The following is a 17,536-nucleotide window of genomic DNA, read 5'->3' as shown; positions in this document are numbered from 1 at the left end:
TGCTGCCGGGCCTGCGGGCCGCGAAGACCCGTAGACCAGGACCGGCCCCGCATGGGCCCCACGCGGGCAAGCCGACCGCACACAGTCAGCGCTGCCGGGCCTGCGGGCCGCACGCGGTCAGCCCTCCCGGGCCTGCGGGCCCGGGAAGCCCGTCGGCCAGGTGTGCACCGGTTCGCCCGCGAGCATCAGCTCCCGGTAGCGCCGGGTGGTGGCGGCCAGCGCCGCCTCCCGGCCGAGCCCGGCCGCCAGCGCCCGGTGGTAGGTGTCGACCTGCCAGGACGCCCCGTTGACGCGCCGTCGGCACCGCTCCTCGATGATGCCCAGATAGTGGTCCCGGTCGGCGGGCGCCACTCCCCACGCGTCGAGACCGGCCGCCGCGAGCGGCAGCAGCTCCTCCCGCAAGAGCTTGACCGCGGGCACCCGGGCGACACCGCCGCCGCGCCTCGGCACCGGCCACAGCAGCTCGGCTTCGATGCCGTATCGGCACGCCGCGTCGAAGTTGGAGGCCGCTGACGCGAACGGCAGCCGCGTCCACACCGGCCGGCTGTCCTCCGCGAGGGCTCGTACCAGGCCGTAGTAGAAGGCCGCGTTGGCCAGGACGTCGCTGACGGTGGGCCCGGCCGGGAGCACGCGGTTCTCCACCCTGAGGTGCGGCACGCCGTCGGCGATCCCGTACACCGGCCGGTTCCAGCGGTAGATCGTGCCGTTGTGCAGCACCAGTTCCTTGAGCTGCGGCACGCCGCCGTCCGCGATGACCCGCAGCGGCTCCTCCTCGTCGCAGATGGGCAGCAGCGGCGGGAAGAACCGCAGGTTCTCCTCGAAGAGTTCGTACGCGGACGTCACCCAGCGCTCCCCGAACCAGGTGCGCGGACGCACGCCCTGGGCGCGCAGCTCGGCCGGCCTGGTGTCGGTGGCCTGCTCGAAGAGCGGCGGACGCGACTCGCGCCACAGCTCCCGGCCGAAAAGGAACGGCGCGTTGGCCCCCACCGCGATCTGCACGGCCGTGACCGCCTGCGCCGCGTTCCACACCGCGGCGAACCGCGCCGGTGTCACCTGCAGATGCAACTGCACGGAGGTGCAGGCCGCTTCCGGAGTGATCGAGGCGGATGTGCAGACGAGTCGCTCGACTCCTTGGATGTCGAGCGTGAAATCCTCGCCGCGGGCCGCCACTATTTGATCGTTGAGCAGGGCGTAGCGGTCGACGTCGGACAGGTTCGCGGACACCAGATCGCGCTGCGACAGCGTCGGCAGAATTCCGATCATGATGATGCCCGCGTCGACCTCGGCGGCCTTGCGGTCGGCATACCCGAGACCCGTGCGCAGCTCCTCTGCCAGCTGATCGAATACGCGGCCGCCGAGCCGGTGCGGCGCAATGTTCACTTCCAGATTGAACATTCCGAGCTCGGTCTGGAAATCCCTGCTCGCGATGCGCTCCAGCACCTCGGCATTCATCATGCGCGGCATACCGTCGGGACCCGCGAGATTCAGTTCCAGCTCCAGCCCCATCAGGTTCCTGGGCCGGTCGAACCGTTTCTGCGCCAGCAGTGTCCCAAGTCCCTCCAGGCACTGCCGCAGCTTCTCCCGGTAGCGGTGCCGATCGGACAGGTCGAATCCGCCTGCCACGACCTTCTCCCCCATCGAAGGGTCCCTCCTCGAATGGGCGGCCGGCAACACCGGCCGCTCGCGTCAGGGTCGATAATGCCCACGCTGACTGATCCATAACGCCTGCGCGAGGAGCACCGGAGGAGTACCGTCTGGTGCCACGGCCTCCGGCACATTCATCGGGCATACAGCAACGTGCAGTTACCGCCTTCTCGGCAATGGTGAAAAACACGGACGCGTTTCGGCCGACCACCGCCGGGGAACCTTTCCAGGTCGAAGCCCCGGGCCGGACATTCCCCCGGGTCAATCACCCGTACAGAAGGACTCGATACCGCCTTGCGGGCAATATCGACGACAGCTAGGCGAAACACTGTGTGAACACGTGTCGTATAAACTCTGCAAACGAGGCAGAGAGTTGGCGCCCCCGGCCATCCTTCGTCGGCCCCCCTCTGACCCCGCACCGCAGACAGCGCCGTCCGCACTGCCCACGCATCACCGTGTCTCCGAAGTGAGAGGCGACCCACCATGCCGCTGCATGTCCCCCCGGCCCCCGCGCCCGCCCTGCGCAGCGTCCTCGCGGCACTCGGTTCCCCCACCGCCGTCCGCGAGGCCCGCACCCCGGCCCTCCGCTCCGCCCCAGGCCCCCTCACCCCCGAACTCCCGCTCCCGCTCCATGTGCTGGACGGAATCACCTCGGGCGGCCGGGCCGCGCGCACCCGCCTGGCCGGATGGCGCTTCCTGATCAGCGACCGCGACCATCCGGTCGCCGCCGCCGACACCCGGCTGACCCCGGACGGCTGGGCCTTCTCGCACTTCTTCGAAGGCCCCTACATCGCCTCGACCGGGCGCGCCCTGCGCCAGGCCGAACTCCTCGCCACCCACTACCAGCCCCGGCTCCTCTCGGTCCCCGAGCTGTACATGCTCACGCTGTGGCTGCACGAGGACACCACCGCGGACGGCGCGTCGGGCGCGCCCGCGCCCCACGACCTCCTGGTGCCGCTCGCCCCCGCCCCGCCCGGCATCTGCTCCCATCGCCCGCTGCGCGTCAGCGAGCTCCTGCCCGTACTGACTCTGCGTCTCACCCCGGCTCCGCTGCTCGGGCAGGCCGTCTGAGCCGACGCCCGACGCCGCCCGAAAAAATGTGCCCCGCGACCGGTGTGGTCGCGGGGCCTGGTGTGTCTATGCTGCGTACGCGCTCCTGCGCCATCCGGGCTAGTCCCGTCGGGCCACGCCAGAACCACCCGAAAAGACAGGGCAGTTGAACTGAACCGTCCGCACGGGTGATACGTCAGTAAGCAGTAGGAAGCGCTGCCGCGAAATCCCTGCGGATTGACTCCCGTGGGGCAACACTGGGATCGACCGACCGACTGACTACGGGGGGCGGCCATGAACAACGCATCAAGCCGCAGCACACTCACCACGACGCAGCGAAAGAACGCATCCATGTGCCAGCACAAGCCAGCCTGTCCGACAGCCTTCTCCGCCGACCGGGAAGCCGCGAGGCCCGTGGCACGCCACCCGGAGCAGGGCTGGAGCCTGCTGTGCAACGGCGTCCTGCTCTTCGAGGACACCGGTGAGCTCCTTCCGGACGGGCAGATCATCGCCCCGCACCGGTCGCTCACCGCGGAGCAGGTGGCGACCGCCGCCTAGGCGGCCTCGTACGGGCAGCAGTTCCCGTACCGAGGGGTCCGCGGCGGACTCGTCCGGTACGGACACACAAGGGCCGGCCCGGGGGAACGCACCCCGAACCGGCCCTCACGCATGTGCGGATCAGTGGTCGTACTCGTCCAGCGGCGGGCAGGAGCAGACCAGGTTGCGGTCGCCGAAGGCACCGTCGATGCGGCGCACCGGCGGCCAGTACTTGTCGGCGGCCGACACACCGGCCGGGAAGACGGCGTCCTCACGGCTGTAGGCGTGGTTCCACTCGCCGCCGAGCGCGGCCGCGGTGTGCGGGGCGTTCGCGAGCGGGTTGTCGTCGGCCGGCCAGGCGCCGGATGCGACCTTCTCGATCTCGCCGCGGATCGCGATCATCGTGTCGCAGAACCGGTCGATCTCGCCCAGGTCCTCGGACTCGGTGGGCTCGATCATCAGCGTGCCGGCCACCGGGAACGACATGGTCGGCGCGTGGAAGCCGTAGTCGATCAGGCGCTTGGCGATGTCGTCGACGCTGACGCCGGTCGACTTCGACAGCGGCCGCAGGTCCACGATGCACTCGTGCGCGACGAGTCCGTTGGGGCCCGTGTACAGCACCGGGTAGTGCGGCTCCAGACGCTTGGCAATGTAGTTGGCGGCGAGCACGGCGACCTGGGTCGCCCGCTTGAGGCCTTCACCGCCCATGAGACGTACGTACGCCCACGAGATGGGCAGGATGCCCGCCGAGCCCCACGGGGCGGCCGAGATCGGACCGACGCCGGTGGCCGGGCCGGCGGACGGCTGGAGGGGGTGGTTGGGCAGGTACGGCGCGAGGTGGGCGCGCACGCCGACCGGGCCGACGCCGGGGCCGCCGCCGCCGTGCGGGATGCAGAACGTCTTGTGCAGGTTGAGGTGCGAGACATCGCCGCCGAACTTGCCCGGCTTGGCGAGCCCGACCAGCGCGTTGAGGTTGGCGCCGTCGACGTACACCTGGCCGCCGGCCTCGTGGACCAGGCCGCAGATCTCGGCGACGTGCTCCTCGAACACACCGTGCGTGGACGGGTAGGTGATCATCAGGACCGAGAGCTCGTCGCGGTACTGCTCGATCTTGGCGCGCAGGTCGGCGGCGTCTACCTCGCCGTCGTCGGCGGTCTTGACGACGACGACCTTCATGCCCGCCATCACGGCGCTCGCGGCGTTGGTGCCGTGCGCGGAGGACGGGATGAGGCAGATGGTGCGCTGGGTGTCGCCGTTGGCGCGGTGATAGGCGCGGACCGCGAGCAGGCCCGCGAGTTCGCCCTGGGAGCCGGCGTTGGGCTGGATCGACACGGCGTCGTACCCGGTGACCTCGGCAAGGCGCTCCTCCAGCTCGCGGATGAGCGTGAGGTAACCGGCGGCCTGGTCGACGGGCGCGAAGGGGTGGATCTGCCCGAACTCGGGCCAGGTCACCGGCTCCATCTCGGTCGTCGCGTTCAGCTTCATGGTGCAGGAGCCGAGCGGGATCATGCCGCGGTCCAGCGCGTAGTCACGGTCGGCCAGCTTGCGCAGATAACGCAGCATCGCCGTCTCGGAGCGGTGCTGGTGGAAGACCGGATGGGTCAGGAAGTCGTCGCTGCGCAGCAGGGCGGCCGGCAGGGTGTCGGCGGCCGTGGTGTCCAGCGCCTCCACATCGGCGTCGGCGCCGAACGCGGCCCACACGGCGCCCAGTTGGGCCCGCGTGGTGGTCTCGTCGCAGGCGATGGTGACGGTGTCGGCGTCGACCAGGTGGAGGTTGACCCCGCCTTCGCGGGCGGCGGCGACGGCCTGGGCTGCCCTGCCCGGCACGCGGACGGTCAGCGTGTCGAAGAAGGCCTCGTGGGCGACGTCGACACCGGCGGCCTTCAGGCCGTCGGCGAGCAGCACGGCGTACCGGTGGGTGCGCTGCGCGATCTGCTTCAGGCCGTCCGGGCCGTGGTAGACGGCGTACATCCCGGCCATGACGGCGAGCAGCACCTGGGCGGTGCAGATGTTGCTGGTGGCCTTCTCGCGGCGGATGTGCTGCTCGCGGGTCTGAAGGGCCAGACGGTAGGCCTTGTTGCCGTCGGCGTCGACGGAGACGCCGACCAGGCGGCCGGGCAGGCTGCGGGCGAACTTCTCCTGGACGGCCATGAAGCCGGCGTGCGGGCCGCCGAAGCCCATCGGGACGCCGAAGCGCTGGGTGGTGCCGACGGCGATGTCCGCGCCGAGCGAGCCCGGCGAGGCGAGGAGGGTGAGGGCGAGGAGGTCGGCGGCGACGGTGACGATCGCGCCCAGCTCGTGCGCGGCGTCGATGACCGGCTTGAGGTCGCGGACCTGGCCGGAGGCACCGGGGTACTGGAGCAGCACGCCGAAGACGCCGCGCTCGGCGACCTCGGCCGGGATGCCCTCGCTCAGGTCGGCGACGACGACCTCGACACCGGTCGGCTCGGCGCGTGTCTGGATCACGGCGACGGTCTGCGGCAGGGTGTCGGCGTCGATGAGGTAGACCCCGCCCTTGACCTTGCCGACGCGCCGCGAGAGCGCAAGGGCCTCGGCGGCGGCGGTGCCCTCGTCGAGCAGCGAGGCGCCCGAGGTCGGCAGGCCGGTCAGCTCGGCGACCATCGTCTGGAAGTTGAGCAGTGCCTCAAGGCGGCCCTGCGAGATCTCCGGCTGGTAGGGCGTGTACGCCGTGTACCAGGCCGGGTTCTCCATGACGTTGCGCAGGATCACCGGCGGCGTGAACGTGCCGTAGTAGCCCAGGCCGATCATGGGGGCGAGCACCTGGTTGCGGTCGGCGAGCTGTCGCAGCTCGGCCAGCACCTCGGCCTCGGTCCGCGCATCGGGCAGCCCCAGCGCCCCGGCGCTCTTGATGACGTCGGGAACGGCAGCGGCGGTCAGCTCGTCGAGCGAGCCGTATCCGACCTGCGCGAGCATCTTCGCCTGGGCCTCGGCATCGGGCCCGATGTGGCGCTGCTCGAAGGGAATGCCACGCTCCAGCTGACTGAGCGGAATGCGGTTGGCGGTCATGACGGAGGCCTCCTGGTCGCACGACCTGCGAGGGGCACCACGGCGCGGGTGCCCGGACGGCCTCCCCCTCTGTCATCTCAACCTGAGAGCTTCACCGGGCGCATGATGGCGACCCGGCTTTCACCGTCGGTGAGGAAAGGTTCCGTCCGGGCAGCGATGCCCGTACGTACCCCGTCCTGCTTTCCAGAGTGACCTCGTCCGTGCGGTCCGTGGGCCTGAGAGATTCCGGGGAGGATTTGCTCCTTCGGCGCCCGCCAGTGCACTCAAGGAGTACGCCGGAGGGCTCTCCCGCACGGGGTCAGCAGCCGTTTGCCAGCCTACCAGCGCGCTCCGAGCCGATTCTTTGTTCAACTGCTCAAGTGGCCAACACCCCGGATGTGCACTTTTGTAGTGCTTATGGAGCAGTTGTAACCAGTTGCGACCAATTGGAGGGACCGTGCAGACCGATATCGATCCGCGCAGCCTGATCGGCCGCAAGGCATACGACCGCAATGGACGCAAGATCGGAACGGTGGACGAGGTCTACCTCGACGATGCGACGGGCGCACCGGAGTGGGCCGCCGTGCGCACCGGTCTTTTCAGCCGCGACGCCTTCGTCCCCCTGGACCCGAGCACCGTCATCGGCGAGGCGCTTCACGTCCCCTTCGAGCGCGGCCTGATCAAGGACGCGCCGGACTTCGGCGTGGGCCGCCACCTCTCCCCCGACCAGGAGCTTCAGCTCTATCACCACTACGGCCTGGACATCGCGGCCCCCGATCCCGGCCCGCCGCCGTCCGACCGTGACTTCGGCCGGCTCGCGGGCGGCGACTCCTGACCCCTTTCGTCCCTGCCCACGCTCGCCTCTCCCGCGTCGCCCTCACGGGCGGCCGCCGCCCGGCCGCACCGTTCCGCCTCCCCGGTGCCGGCCCCCGGGCACGCCGCCGTGTCCTCCCCGGTGCCCGCGCCGGTGTCCGCGCCCGTATCCGCCTCGGTGTCCGCCCCCGCATCCGCCTCCGTGCTCTCCACCAGGGCCAGCGGCTCCGATGGCGTAAGGCCGGGATCGTCCACCCTGAATGTCCGCACCCGCCCCGGCGCCGACGCCGTCGGGGTCTCGAAGCGCACGGTGACGCGCCCGACGCCGCTGCCCTGCACCCACCCCGGGCCGTACTCGCTGTGCCGCACGTCGTGCCCGGCCAGCCAGCGCCGCTGAGCCGGGTCCTCCACGGCCTCGGTCTGCGCGGCCACGGCCGCCTCCTCGTCCTGCGGCTCCTCGTGCGCCGCCCGCTCCCCCGCCGCCTGGGCGAACAGGTCCTCCTGCGTGAAGTCCGCGAGCCCGGTGACCCCCACACCGAGCAGACGCACGCCGCCCGTGGTGTCCACGGAGTCGAGCAGCCGCCCGGCCGCTTCGCGCACCACCGCCACGTCGTCCGTGGGCCCGCGCAGCGTCTCGGACCGGGTCAGTGTCGAGAAGTCGTAGCGCCTGACCTTGAGCACGATGGTGCGGCCGGAGTGCCCCGAGTCCCGCAGCCGCCGCACACAGCGCTCCGCGAGCCGCCCGACCTCGGTCGTGATCCGCACCCGGTCGTGCAGGTCGACATCGAAGGTGTCCTCCACGGACACCGACTTGGCGTCGCGCTCGGCCACCACGGGCCGGTCGTCGAACCCGGAGGCCATGCGGTACAGCGACGCCCCGTGCGACTTCCCCAGCAGCCGTACGAGCTCGTCCTCACCCGCCTCCGCGAGGTCGGCCACGGTCGTCATCCCGGCCCGCCGCAGGTGCTCCCCGGTGGCGGGGCCCACGCCCGGCAGGGTGCGCACCGGCATCGGGGCCAGGAGCTCACGCTCGGTGCCGGGCTGTATCAAGAGCAGCCCGTCCGGCTTGGCCCCCTCCGAGGCGATCTTGGCCAGCATCTTGGATCCGGCGAGGCCGACCGAGCCGCTGAGCCCGGTGACCGCTCTGATGTCCCTGCGCAGCCGCTCACCGGCCTCCCGCGCCGCCGACGCCCCGAAGGCCACCCCGCCGGCCTCCAGGTCCACGAAGGCCTCGTCCAGGCTCAGCGGTTCGACCAGCGGCGACAGGCCTCGTAGCAGCTCCATCACCTGCTCGCTGATCGTGCGGTACAGCTGGAAGCGCGGCACGAGATACGCGGCATTGGGACACAGGCGCCTGGCCTGGGCCATCGGCATCGCGGAGCGCACCCCGAACCGTCTCGCCTCGTACGACGCCGTCGAGACGACGCCGCGCGGCCCGAGACCGCCCACGACGACCGGCTTTCCGCGCAGGCTCGGCTTCGACGCCTGCTCTGCGGCGGCGAAGAAGGCATCCATGTCCAGATGCAGGATGGTCGGCGCGGCTCTCACATCTTCGATGCTGCCGTACGCCACTGACAATCACGCCACTGCCGATCGGGCGCGGCGCCGCCGTCAGGGCGTCAGACCGCCCGGTTGCGGCGCCTGGCCAGCTCATCGGCGGGATTGTGCCCGACCAGGGTCTCCCCCGTGTCGACGCGCTCGCCGTGCAGCTGCGAAAGGGCCGCCTCGACGTCCCGCCACACCACACCCACGGCGATCCCGAAGACGCCCTGGCCGCCCTGGAGCAGGTTCACGACCTCGTCCGGCGACGAACACTCGTAGACCGTGGCCCCGTCGCTCATCAGCGTCATCCGCTCCAGATCACGAAATCCGCGCTCGCGCAGGTGCTGTACGGCGGCGCGGATGTTCTGCAGGGCCACACCGGTGTCGAGGAAACGCTTGACGATCTTCAGGACGACGACGTCCCGGAAACTGTAGAGACGCTGGGTGCCCGAGCCGTAGGCCGGACGCACACTGGGCTCCACCAGGCCGGTACGCGCCCAGTAGTCGAGCTGTCGGTAGGTGATGCCCGCCGCCGCGCACGCGGTCGGCCCCCGGTATCCGATGGTCTCGGTGGCCGGATCGTCCGCACCGCCGTGAAGCGGGTACGGCCCGTTTTCTCCCGGACGTCGTCCGGGAGCGCCCCCTGCCGTACCGTCGCCGCTCATTTTCACGCCGACCCTCCGTCCTTGACCTGCCCACTCGACGGTAGGCAGTCACTCGGGGTGCGTCAACGATCGCCACACTCGGCACGCCGAGTGATAATCACCCTGAGGGTGGTTTCCCGTGACTCTCTTGCGGGAAAAGCTACTCGAATGTGCCGAAACGTCACCAGCGCACTTGCCGCGCGCGGCACCGCTCCCAGGGCCGCCGGATCACGCGTTTGCGGTGCTCACCGGCTGTCGGATCCGGCCGGATCCAACGGGACCCGACGGCAACCGACGGGATTCGCCGGGACCCGACGGGATTCGCCGTGATCCGGCCGGCTGCTGGATCTCAGCGGCCGGTGGCCCTCACTGGCTGTTGGTTCCGAAGTCCTCGGGCGAGATCTGGTCGAGGAATTCGCGGAACTTCTCCACCTCGTCCTCCTGCTCGTCCGGGATGGCGATGCCGGCGTCGTCCAGGACCCCGTCACTGCCGTAGATCGGCGTGCCGGTGCGCAGTGCCAGCGCTATGGCGTCGGACGGCCGGGCGCTCACCTCCACCCCACTGGCAAAGACCAGCTCCGCGTAGAAGACGCCTTCGCGCAGGTCCGTGATGCGGACCTCGGTCAGCTCCTGGCCCACGGCCTCCAGCACGTCCTTGAAAAGGTCGTGCGTCAGCGGCCGCGCCGGAGCCATCCCCTGCTGGGCGAAGGCAATCGCGGTCGCCTCCCCTGGACCGATCCAGATGGGGAGGTACCGATCGCCTCCCACTTCACGCAGGAGCACGATCGGTTGGTTGGAGGGCATTTCCACCCGGACACCCACGACGTCGAGCTCGTTCACACAGCAACCCTAGGACGTGCTCGGCAGGTTTGGGTAGTCGGGCACCTACAAGATCAGTGAAGCCGGACACCCAGGGCGGTCTGCACGAGCGCCGCGTGCAGCCGCACGGAGAGCGCCGCGAGCTCCTTGGTGGTGGCCTCCGCATGGGCCCTGGTCTGCGGATTGCGGTGCAAACGCAGGGGTGCCACGACCTGCTCGATCAGGCCCGCCTCACGGTCCGCGGCGGCCTTCATGGCCCGCAGATGGCGCGGTTCCAGACCAAATCGCCCCAGATCCGCCACAAGGCGTGCCACGTTCACCGACTCGGCCTCGAAACCGCCCTCCGGCCCCGGCGTGAGCAGCCCGTACGACTCCCATTCGGCCAGCTCCGCCTCGGTGACCTCGGCGGCCGCCATCAGCTCCGCCCGGCCCACCCGGGCGGCCGTGGGCCGGTCGGGATCCGGCTCGCCCAGCGCGTCGAACGGCTCCCGGGATCCCCCCGGCGCCGGCAGCGAGGGCTGCTCGCCGCGGCTGAGCGCGTCCAGGTGCTCGCGGATGACCCTGAGCGGCAGATAGTGGTCCCGCTGCATCCTCAGGACCTGGGCCAGCCGCTCGACGTCCCCGGCGGTGAATTTGCGGTACCCCGACGGCGTACGCCGCGGTTCCACCAGGCCCTCGGACTCCAGGAAGCGGATCTTCGAGATGGTCACTTCGGGAAATTCGTCCCGCAACTGGTTGAGCACGCCGCCGATGCTCATCAGCCGGCCGCCCGCGGGGGCGGTGCCGGATCCGGCACCGCCCGTCGGTGTCTGCAGCATGGACCTTCCCTGGCTGGATTCTCAGAGAGCGCGCTGGCTCGCGTAGAAGACCAGCCGGTACTTGCCGATCTGGACCTCGTCGCCATTGGCCAGGTCGACGGCGTCGATCCGCTCACGGTTCACATAGGTGCCGTTGAGGCTGCCGACGTCGGAGACCGTGAAACGCCCGTCGGCACCCCGCCGGAACTCCACATGGCGGCGCGAGACCGTCACGTCGTCCAGGAAGATGTCGCTCTGCGGGTGACGGCCGGCCGTGGTCAGCTCGCCGTCCAGGAGGAAGCGGCTTCCCGAGTTCGGCCCGCGGCGCACCACCAGGAGCGCCGAGCCCAGCGGCAGGGCGTCGACAGCGGCCTGTGCCTCCGGGGAGAGCGACGGCAGCTGCGTCTGACCGGTCACCTCGGCGTCGTACGCCTCAAGACCCGAGATCGAGATGGTCGAGGTGGTCTCGGAGGCGCGCTCCGGCACGACACCGGGGCGCAGCGGGGCACCGCAGTTGGAACAGAAACGGCTGGCTGCGGGGTTGCTGTGCCCACACCTCGTACAAACAGGCAAGCCCGACATCGACGGATCCTCCTGCCGCGGCGGTACCGCATGGGCACTGGTGGCATACGGGTCGGAACCTATGCGCCCTGCACCGGCAGGGTCAACAGACGACGCGCCCGGAATGTCACCCCCGGAACCGGCCACCTCGTCGCGGAACAGCGGACGCTCGCCGCCCCGCTCCTCCGTCCCTTCGGGGCGCTGAGCACGGTGCCTGGCGGCGCTGCCGCCCTCCTGGCGTGCGCTCTTGCCGAACAACTTCGCAAACAACTTCACGGGCGATTCCCCTTGACCGAAATAGACCCGCCCGTGGGGCAGGACGAACCCAGAATCAACACACCTGCCGAACCGGACATCCTCACAACGTCCGTATCCGCCAAACAGTTTCCACCACGCACCACTGTTACGGAGCGGCGACCCCCCGCAACCCCCTGCCGTTGTCCGGCGACTCTCACGCCCGCCTCCATCAGTGCGAGGACGACTGAGCGTAGTCAGGCCGCTTCGCCACCCGCAAGGCGTTCACGACGATCTTCTCCGAGCGGACCACTGTGGCGGTGGCCTGCTCCTTCTCCAGAGTCTGCACCACTCCGCCGGGGATGTTCAGCGCCGGCTCCAGATCCTGCGGCCTGCCGATCACCTTGAAGACGTAGGGCGCGCTCACCTTCTTGCCGTCCACCCCGATGCCCCCGGTCTCGTCCGAGAAGTACGTACTCGCCACCACGCGGACGTCGTTGATCTGGATCGCCTCCGCCCCCGCTGCCCGCAGTTCCTGCACGGTGTCAAGCACCTTGTCGGACTCGACCGCGCCCCGCGGGTCGCCGATCGTCAACGTGATGCCGGGGCCCTGCGCGGCGACCGTGCCGGCGAGAATACCGAGCTGCCGTTCCTTCTCCACGGTCTGCTTGCGCGCCTCCTCCGCCTGGTTGGAGCTCGTCTCCAGCTCGGTGCGCTGACCGTCCAGACGCTGCTTCTCATCCTCAAGACGCTTGGTGCGGGAATCCAGTTCATCCAGGATGCGCACCAGATCCTCCTGGCGGGCGCCCCGCAGCGCACTGTTGTCGCTGTTGGAACGGACCTGGATGGCAAGGCCCAGGCCGAGAACGAACAGCAGCAGCGCCACGATGAGCTGCGCACGGCTGACCCGCGGCGGCCACAACCCCGCGGCGAGCCGTTGGCGCCCCGTCAGCGCCGGTTTCGTGGCGCCCGGTTCACCCGAGGTGGTGACGGGCCGTTCCTCGTCGCCGTCACCCTGACCGGTGTTCTCCACGTCGCTCATCGGCCTCACGCCCTGAAGACGTGACGACGGATGGCGGCCGCATTGGAGAAGATCCGGATGCCGAGCACCACGACCACACCGGTCGAGAGCTGCGCTCCGACGCCCAACTTGTCGCCGAGGAAGACGATGAGCGCGGCGACCACCACGTTCGACAGGAAGGAGACGACGAAGACCTTGTCGACGAAGATGCCGTCGAGCATGGCGCGAAGCCCGCCGAAGACCGCGTCCAGTGCCGCGACCACGGCGATCGGCAGATACGGCTCGACCACCGCGGGCACCTCGGGCCGGACCAGAAGTCCGACCACGACGCCCACGACGAGGCCAAGTACGGCGATCACGATGTGCCCTTCCCTGTGGCGGCCGCGCCCGGAGCGGCGCCCGTGGCCATTGGCTGTGCTGTACGTACGGTCAGGCTCGGAGCCGCCGGGAGACGGACGTCGGACTCGGCCGAAATGCTCGCCCTGATCCCGTAGTTCTGCTGCAGCACATGCAGATACTGGCCGTCCGCGCTGTCCTGGAAGGCCGTGCTGAGCTTCTTGCCGTCCCCCACCGCGAGCACCGTGTACGGCGGCACCAGCGGCCTGTTGTCGACCAGTATGGCGTCGCCCGCGGCCCTGATCGCCGAAAACGATGTCAGGCGCTGCCCGTTGATGGCGATGGCCTCCGCGCCGGACTGCCACAGCCCGTTGACCACGCGCTGCATGTCGCGGTCGCGCACCCGGCCGGTGTCCGCGAACGTCGTGCTCTCGCGCGGCCTGCTTCCGTCGCCCTGCGCGGTGTCCTTGGCGTCGTCGACGACCAGCTTCACCCCCGGACCGTGCACCTCGGTCGCTCCCGACAGGAGCGCCACGAGCTCGCCCTGGTCACCGCCGTGCTTCTCAAGTGCCTTGCGCTGACGGTCCCCCACGTCGGTCCGCAGGGCGTCCACATCGCTCTGGAGCTTGTCGGCCGCCTTGGTCTCCGACTCGACGCGGTTGATCAGCTCCTGGCGCTCCTTGGCCACCACGGGGGCGGTGATGCGGGCCTGCGCGGCCCCGACCGTCACCACCAGGGCGGCGAGCACGAGCCCGGCCGCGAGCGCGAGCTTGGCGCGCAGGGTGCGCGGCATCCCGGCCCCGCCCTCGGCCTCGCGGCGCGCGGTCGCCTCGGCGTATCCGTCGTCGAGCGCGTGGTCCATGACATTGGTCAGCAGCGACATCGACGCGTCGGGACGCGGAGGCGGAGACGGCGTGCTCCGAACGGGGGGCTGCTGCGGCATGCCGCACATCGTCGCACGTCGGCCCCGCTACCACCGAATGGCCCCACCGGTGTGCCGGGCCGGACCTCCCCGTCCGGCCCGGCACACCCGCAGAACGTCAGTGACCTGCGCTCTCCACCACCGCGGCCCACTCGTCGAGCAGCGCCTGGGCCGATACGTCGTCCGGCCCCTCGGCCCACAGATGGGTGACGGCCTCGGCCGGGTCGGGCAGCACCATGACCCAGCGCCCGTCGGCCTCGACGACGCGTACGCCATCGGTCGTGTCGACGGACCGGCCGCCCGCCGCCTCGACGACCCGGCGCATCACCATGCCCTTGACCGCCCACGGCGTCGGGATGTCCCGCCGCAGCACGTGCGCCTGCGGGATCCGCGCGTCGATCTGGCTCAGCGTGAGCTGGGTGCGCGCGACCAGGCCGAGGAGGCGCACGAAGGCCGCCGCTCCGTCGAAGACGCTGCTGAACTCGGGCACGATGAACCCGCCGCGACCGTCACCGCCGAAGATCGTGGACTCCTCGCGGCCCACGCGCGTCAGATCGTCCGGCGACGTCGTCGTCCAGTCGACCTGCGTGCCGTGGTACGCCGCGACCTGCTCGGCGATCCTGGTGGTCGTGACGGGCAGCGCCACGCGGCCACTGCGCCGCTCGGCCGCCACCAGGTCCAGCATGACCAGGAGCGCCCGGTCGTCCTCGACGATCCGGCCGCGCTCATCCACCAGCGAAAGCCGCTCACCGACCGGGTCGAACCGCACGCCGAACGCGGCACGCGCCGACGCGACGATCTCCCCGAGCCGCACGAGCCCGGCCCGTCGGCTCTCCGCGGACTCCGTGGGCCGCGACTCGTCAAGACCGGGGTTGATCACCAGGGAGTCGACCTTGAGCCGGCCCAGCAGGCTGGGCAGCACGAGACCGGCGCTTCCGTTCGACGCGTCGACCACGACCTTCAGGCCGGCCTCGGCGATCCCGGCGGTGTCGGCCTTGCGCAGCAGCGACCCGGTGTACGAGTCGAAGACGCTGGAGGGGAACTGCAGATCGCCGATCTCCCCCGGGAAGGCCCGCCGGTACTCCTGGCGCGCGTAGACCCGGTCGAGCTTGCGCTGCCCGGCCTGGGAGAGGTCCGCGCCCCGCTCGTCGAAGAACATGATGTCCACGGAATCGGGCACACCCGGCGACGTACGGATCATGATCCCGCCCGCCGTGCCCCGCGCGGTCTGCTGACGCGCGACCGGCAGCGGCACGTTCTCCAGGTCGCGTACGTCTATGGCGCTGGCCTGCAGCGCCGAGATGACGGCCCGCTTCAGGGCACGCGCGCCGCGTGAGTGGTCACGCGCCGTGGTGACGGTCGACCCCTTCTTGAGGGTCGTGGCGTACGCACCGGCGAGACGTACCGCGAGCTCCGGTGTGATCTCCACGTTGAGGATGCCGGAGACCCCTCGGGCGCCGAAGAGATGGGCCTGGCCTCTCGACTCCCAGATCACCGAGGTGTTGACGAACGCACCGGCCTCGACCGTCTTGAAGGGGTAGACCCTGACGTTCCCCTGGACAATCGATTCCTCACCGACCAGACACTCGTCTCCGATGACGGCGCCGTCCTCGATCCGGGCGGCCCGCATGATGTCGGTGTTCTTGCCGATCACACAGCCGCGCAGATTGCTCTGCTGGCCGATGTAGACGTTGTCGTGCACCACGGCCTTGTGCAGGAAGGCGCCGCTCTTGACGACCACGTTCGACCCCACGACGGTGTGCTCGCGGATCTCCGCGTCCGCCTCGACCTTCGCGTAGTCGCCGATGTAGAGGGGGCCCTTGAGGACGGCGTCGGGGTGGACCTCGGCGCCTTCCGCGACCCATACGCCCGGGGAGATCTCGAAACCGTCGATGTCGACGTCGACCTTGCCTTCGAGCACGTCGGCCTGCGCCTTGACGTAGCTCTCGTGCGTGCCGACGTCCTCCCAGTAGCCCTCGGCGACATAGCCGTAGATCGGCTTGCCTTCCTTCATGAGCTGCGGGAAGACATCGCCCGACCAGTCGACGGACTTGTCGGCCTCCACGTAGTTGAAGACCTCGGGCTCCATCACGTAGATGCCCGTGTTCACGGTGTCGGAGAAGACCTGCCCCCACGTGGGCTTCTCCAGGAAGCGCTCGACCTTTCCCTCTTCGTCAACAATGGTGATGCCGAATTCCAGCGGATTGGGCACACGCGTCAGGCACACCGTGACGAGTGCGCCCTTTTCCTTGTGGAAATTGATGAGGTCGGTCAGATCGAAGTCGGTGAGGGCATCACCCGAGATGACCAGGAAGGCATCGTCCTTGAGGGCTTCCTCGGCGTTCTTGACACTGCCCGCGGTACCGAGGGGCTTCTCCTCGTTGGCATAGGTGAGCTCCATGCCGAGCTCTTCCCCGTCACCGAAGTAGTTCCTGACGAGCGACGCCAGGAACTGCACGGTCACGACGGTCTCATTGAGCCCATGCCGCTTGAGCAGCCGCAGCACGTGCTCCATGATCGGCCGGTTGACGACCGGCAGAAGCGGCTTGGGCATGCTTGAGGTCATGGGGCGAAGACGTGTGCCCTCGCCACCAGCCATCACGACGGCCTTCATGTCGGAAGCGTCCTCCTTGAAGAGACAACAGTCTTGCCGACTTCGCCCTGCGGGCAGTCCGTATGGCGCCGTGCGATGCTGCCGGCTCTACACCGGGATCCGCGGGCGCCGAGCTCAGTCGGCCGCTACGTCCGCCTTCACCAGTCGGCGGACCTGAACCACATACAAGATTCCTGCCCACCAATACAGAGTTGTACCCCATCCGGCGAACGCCCATCCGAAAATCGTCGCGAGGGAGGGCAGCCAGCCGCTTCCGTCGCTGAGCAGCAGCAACGGGAAGGCATACATCAGGTTGAACGTGGCGGCCTTGCCCAGGAAGTTCACCTGGGGCGGCGGATAGCCGTGCCGGCGAAGGATTCCCACCATCACCAGAAGCATCAACTCGCGGGCCAAAAGGGCAGCGGTCAACCAGAGCGGCAGGATCTCGCGCCAGGTGAGGCCCACGAGTGTGGAAAGGATGTACAGGCGGTCGGCTGCCGGGTCGAGCAACCGCCCCAGGCTGCTGATCTGGTTCCAGCGACGGGCGAGCTTCCCGTCCAGGTAGTCGCTGATGCCGCTCAGCGCCAACACCAGCAGCGCCCAGCCATCGCCGTTCGGCCCGCCGAAAACGGGGCGAAGGATCAGCCACAGGAAGACCGGTACGCCGACGAGGCGCGCCATGCTGAGGATATTGGGGATGGTGAGCACCCGGTCCGTCTGAACGCGAGTCTCCTGGACCTCCACCCGGGGGCCTCCTGTGGGAAATGTGCCGACGATACCCCCCGACCCTACCGTCAGCGAGGGCCAATGGATGCACAGGGGTACGGGCAGGAGCTCACCGGCACTCCCCTGCGCAACGGAACGCGAAAAAGCCCCGCACCATGACCGTATTTCTACGGTCTGGTGCAGGGCTTTTCCCACAATTTGTTCGGCGGCGTCCTACTCTCCCACAGGGTCCCCCCTGCAGTACCATCGGCGCTGAAAGGCTTAGCTTCCGGGTTCGGAATGTAACCGGGC

15 protein-coding genes, 1 rRNA gene and 1 riboswitch are annotated in these 17,536 nt (G+C 69.6%); of the genes, 3 read left to right on the top strand and 13 right to left on the bottom strand.

The features are described from left to right. Nucleotides 1-117 precede the first annotated feature (117 nt). On the bottom strand, nucleotides 118-1,638 hold the full coding sequence (locus tag ACGFW5_RS19235; protein ID WP_393835438.1) for a glutamate--cysteine ligase: 1,521 nt from the start codon (nucleotides 1,636-1,638) through the stop codon (nucleotides 118-120). 489 nt (nucleotides 1,639-2,127) lie between these two features. On the opposite strand from ACGFW5_RS19235, the gene ACGFW5_RS19230 reads away from it, so the two are divergent. Then, complete coding sequence (locus tag ACGFW5_RS19230) at nucleotides 2,128-2,715, top strand: hypothetical protein (RefSeq protein ID WP_393835437.1); 588 nt, start codon at nucleotides 2,128-2,130, stop codon at nucleotides 2,713-2,715. Between the two features lie 330 nt (nucleotides 2,716-3,045). After that, complete coding sequence (locus tag ACGFW5_RS19225) at nucleotides 3,046-3,252, top strand: DUF5999 family protein (RefSeq protein WP_393835572.1); 207 nt, start codon at nucleotides 3,046-3,048, stop codon at nucleotides 3,250-3,252. Nucleotides 3,253-3,372: 120 nt separating this feature from the next. Here the strand turns inward: ACGFW5_RS19225 and gcvP are convergent, their stop codons facing one another. Then, on the bottom strand, nucleotides 3,373-6,258 hold the full coding sequence (gene gcvP / locus ACGFW5_RS19220; protein WP_393835436.1) for an aminomethyl-transferring glycine dehydrogenase: 2,886 nt from the start codon (nucleotides 6,256-6,258) through the stop codon (nucleotides 3,373-3,375). Nucleotides 6,259-6,451: 193 nt separating this feature from the next. Beyond that, nucleotides 6,452-6,559, bottom strand: a riboswitch (glycine riboswitch). A gap of 135 nt (nucleotides 6,560-6,694) precedes the next feature. Here gcvP and ACGFW5_RS19215 point away from each other — a divergent pair. Then, nucleotides 6,695-7,072, top strand: a complete 378-nt coding sequence (locus tag ACGFW5_RS19215; RefSeq protein ID WP_393835435.1) for a PRC-barrel domain-containing protein — start codon at nucleotides 6,695-6,697, stop codon at nucleotides 7,070-7,072. On the opposite strand, the gene ACGFW5_RS19210 is transcribed toward ACGFW5_RS19215, so the two are convergent. From ACGFW5_RS19210 to rrf, 11 genes are all read right to left on the bottom strand, one after another. Continuing rightward, entirely contained in the window at nucleotides 6,988-8,598 is a 1,611-nt protein-coding gene (locus tag ACGFW5_RS19210) for a DNA polymerase IV (RefSeq protein ID WP_393835434.1), read from the bottom strand. The genes ACGFW5_RS19215 and ACGFW5_RS19210 overlap by 85 nt on opposite strands. A 71-nt stretch (nucleotides 8,599-8,669) precedes the next feature. Beyond that, on the bottom strand, nucleotides 8,670-9,257 hold the full coding sequence (locus ACGFW5_RS19205) for a MerR family transcriptional regulator (RefSeq protein WP_393835433.1): 588 nt from the start codon (nucleotides 9,255-9,257) through the stop codon (nucleotides 8,670-8,672). Between the two features lie 345 nt (nucleotides 9,258-9,602). Then, entirely contained in the window at nucleotides 9,603-10,076 is a 474-nt protein-coding gene (locus ACGFW5_RS19200; protein WP_006123076.1) for a bifunctional nuclease family protein, read from the bottom strand. A gap of 53 nt (nucleotides 10,077-10,129) precedes the next feature. Continuing rightward, nucleotides 10,130-10,873, bottom strand: a complete 744-nt coding sequence (locus tag ACGFW5_RS19195; RefSeq protein WP_393835432.1) for a MerR family transcriptional regulator — start codon at nucleotides 10,871-10,873, stop codon at nucleotides 10,130-10,132. Nucleotides 10,874-10,894: 21 nt separating this feature from the next. Next, on the bottom strand, nucleotides 10,895-11,797 hold the full coding sequence (locus ACGFW5_RS19190; RefSeq protein WP_393835571.1) for an FHA domain-containing protein: 903 nt from the start codon (nucleotides 11,795-11,797) through the stop codon (nucleotides 10,895-10,897). An 82-nt stretch (nucleotides 11,798-11,879) separates the two neighbouring features. Beyond that, nucleotides 11,880-12,689: a DUF881 domain-containing protein gene (locus ACGFW5_RS19185; protein WP_393835431.1), complete on the bottom strand. Its 810-nt coding sequence runs from the start codon at nucleotides 12,687-12,689 to the stop codon at nucleotides 11,880-11,882. Nucleotides 12,690-12,694: 5 nt separating this feature from the next. Then, on the bottom strand, nucleotides 12,695-13,027 hold the full coding sequence (locus ACGFW5_RS19180; RefSeq protein ID WP_003970459.1) for a small basic family protein: 333 nt from the start codon (nucleotides 13,025-13,027) through the stop codon (nucleotides 12,695-12,697). Further along, complete coding sequence (locus tag ACGFW5_RS19175; RefSeq protein ID WP_393835430.1) at nucleotides 13,024-13,956, bottom strand: DUF881 domain-containing protein; 933 nt, start codon at nucleotides 13,954-13,956, stop codon at nucleotides 13,024-13,026. Before ACGFW5_RS19175 ends, ACGFW5_RS19180 begins: the two co-directional genes overlap by 4 nt. 88 nt (nucleotides 13,957-14,044) lie before the next feature. Continuing rightward, nucleotides 14,045-16,540 (bottom strand): sugar phosphate nucleotidyltransferase, encoded by a 2,496-nt coding sequence (locus tag ACGFW5_RS19170; RefSeq protein ID WP_393835429.1) that lies wholly within the window; start codon nucleotides 16,538-16,540, stop codon nucleotides 14,045-14,047. A 114-nt stretch (nucleotides 16,541-16,654) separates the two neighbouring features. Further along, a complete protein-coding gene (locus tag ACGFW5_RS19165) occupies nucleotides 16,655-17,263 on the bottom strand; it encodes a CDP-alcohol phosphatidyltransferase family protein (RefSeq protein ID WP_393835428.1) in 609 nt (202 codons plus the stop codon). Nucleotides 17,264-17,445: 182 nt separating this feature from the next. Beyond that, nucleotides 17,446-17,536, bottom strand: a 5S ribosomal RNA gene (gene rrf, locus ACGFW5_RS19160); the annotation flags it as partial.

This window comes from Streptomyces sp. NPDC048416 (assembly GCF_043200435.1).
GTDB lineage: Bacteria > Actinomycetota > Actinomycetes > Streptomycetales > Streptomycetaceae > Streptomyces.
This window is presented reverse-complemented; position numbering and strand designations above follow the sequence as displayed.

What these genes read in the sequence shown, in the direction of transcription:
- ACGFW5_RS19235 (WP_393835438.1), bottom strand. Translation starts at nt 1,638, where the DNA reads ATGGGGGAGAAGGTCGTGGCAGGCGGATTCGACCTGTCCGATCGGCAC.
- ACGFW5_RS19230 (WP_393835437.1), top strand. Translation starts at nt 2,128, where the DNA reads ATGCCGCTGCATGTCCCCCCGGCCCCCGCGCCCGCCCTGCGCAGCGTC.
- ACGFW5_RS19225 (WP_393835572.1), top strand. Translation starts at nt 3,046, where the DNA reads ATGTGCCAGCACAAGCCAGCCTGTCCGACAGCCTTCTCCGCCGACCGG.
- gcvP (WP_393835436.1), bottom strand. Translation starts at nt 6,258, where the DNA reads ATGACCGCCAACCGCATTCCGCTCAGTCAGCTGGAGCGTGGCATTCCC.
- ACGFW5_RS19205 (WP_393835433.1), bottom strand. Translation starts at nt 9,257, where the DNA reads ATGAGCGGCGACGGTACGGCAGGGGGCGCTCCCGGACGACGTCCGGGA.
- ACGFW5_RS19195 (WP_393835432.1), bottom strand. Translation starts at nt 10,873, where the DNA reads ATGCTGCAGACACCGACGGGCGGTGCCGGATCCGGCACCGCCCCCGCG.
- ACGFW5_RS19185 (WP_393835431.1), bottom strand. Translation starts at nt 12,689, where the DNA reads ATGAGCGACGTGGAGAACACCGGTCAGGGTGACGGCGACGAGGAACGG.
- ACGFW5_RS19175 (WP_393835430.1), bottom strand. Translation starts at nt 13,956, where the DNA reads ATGTGCGGCATGCCGCAGCAGCCCCCCGTTCGGAGCACGCCGTCTCCG.
- ACGFW5_RS19170 (WP_393835429.1), bottom strand. Translation starts at nt 16,540, where the DNA reads ATGAAGGCCGTCGTGATGGCTGGTGGCGAGGGCACACGTCTTCGCCCC.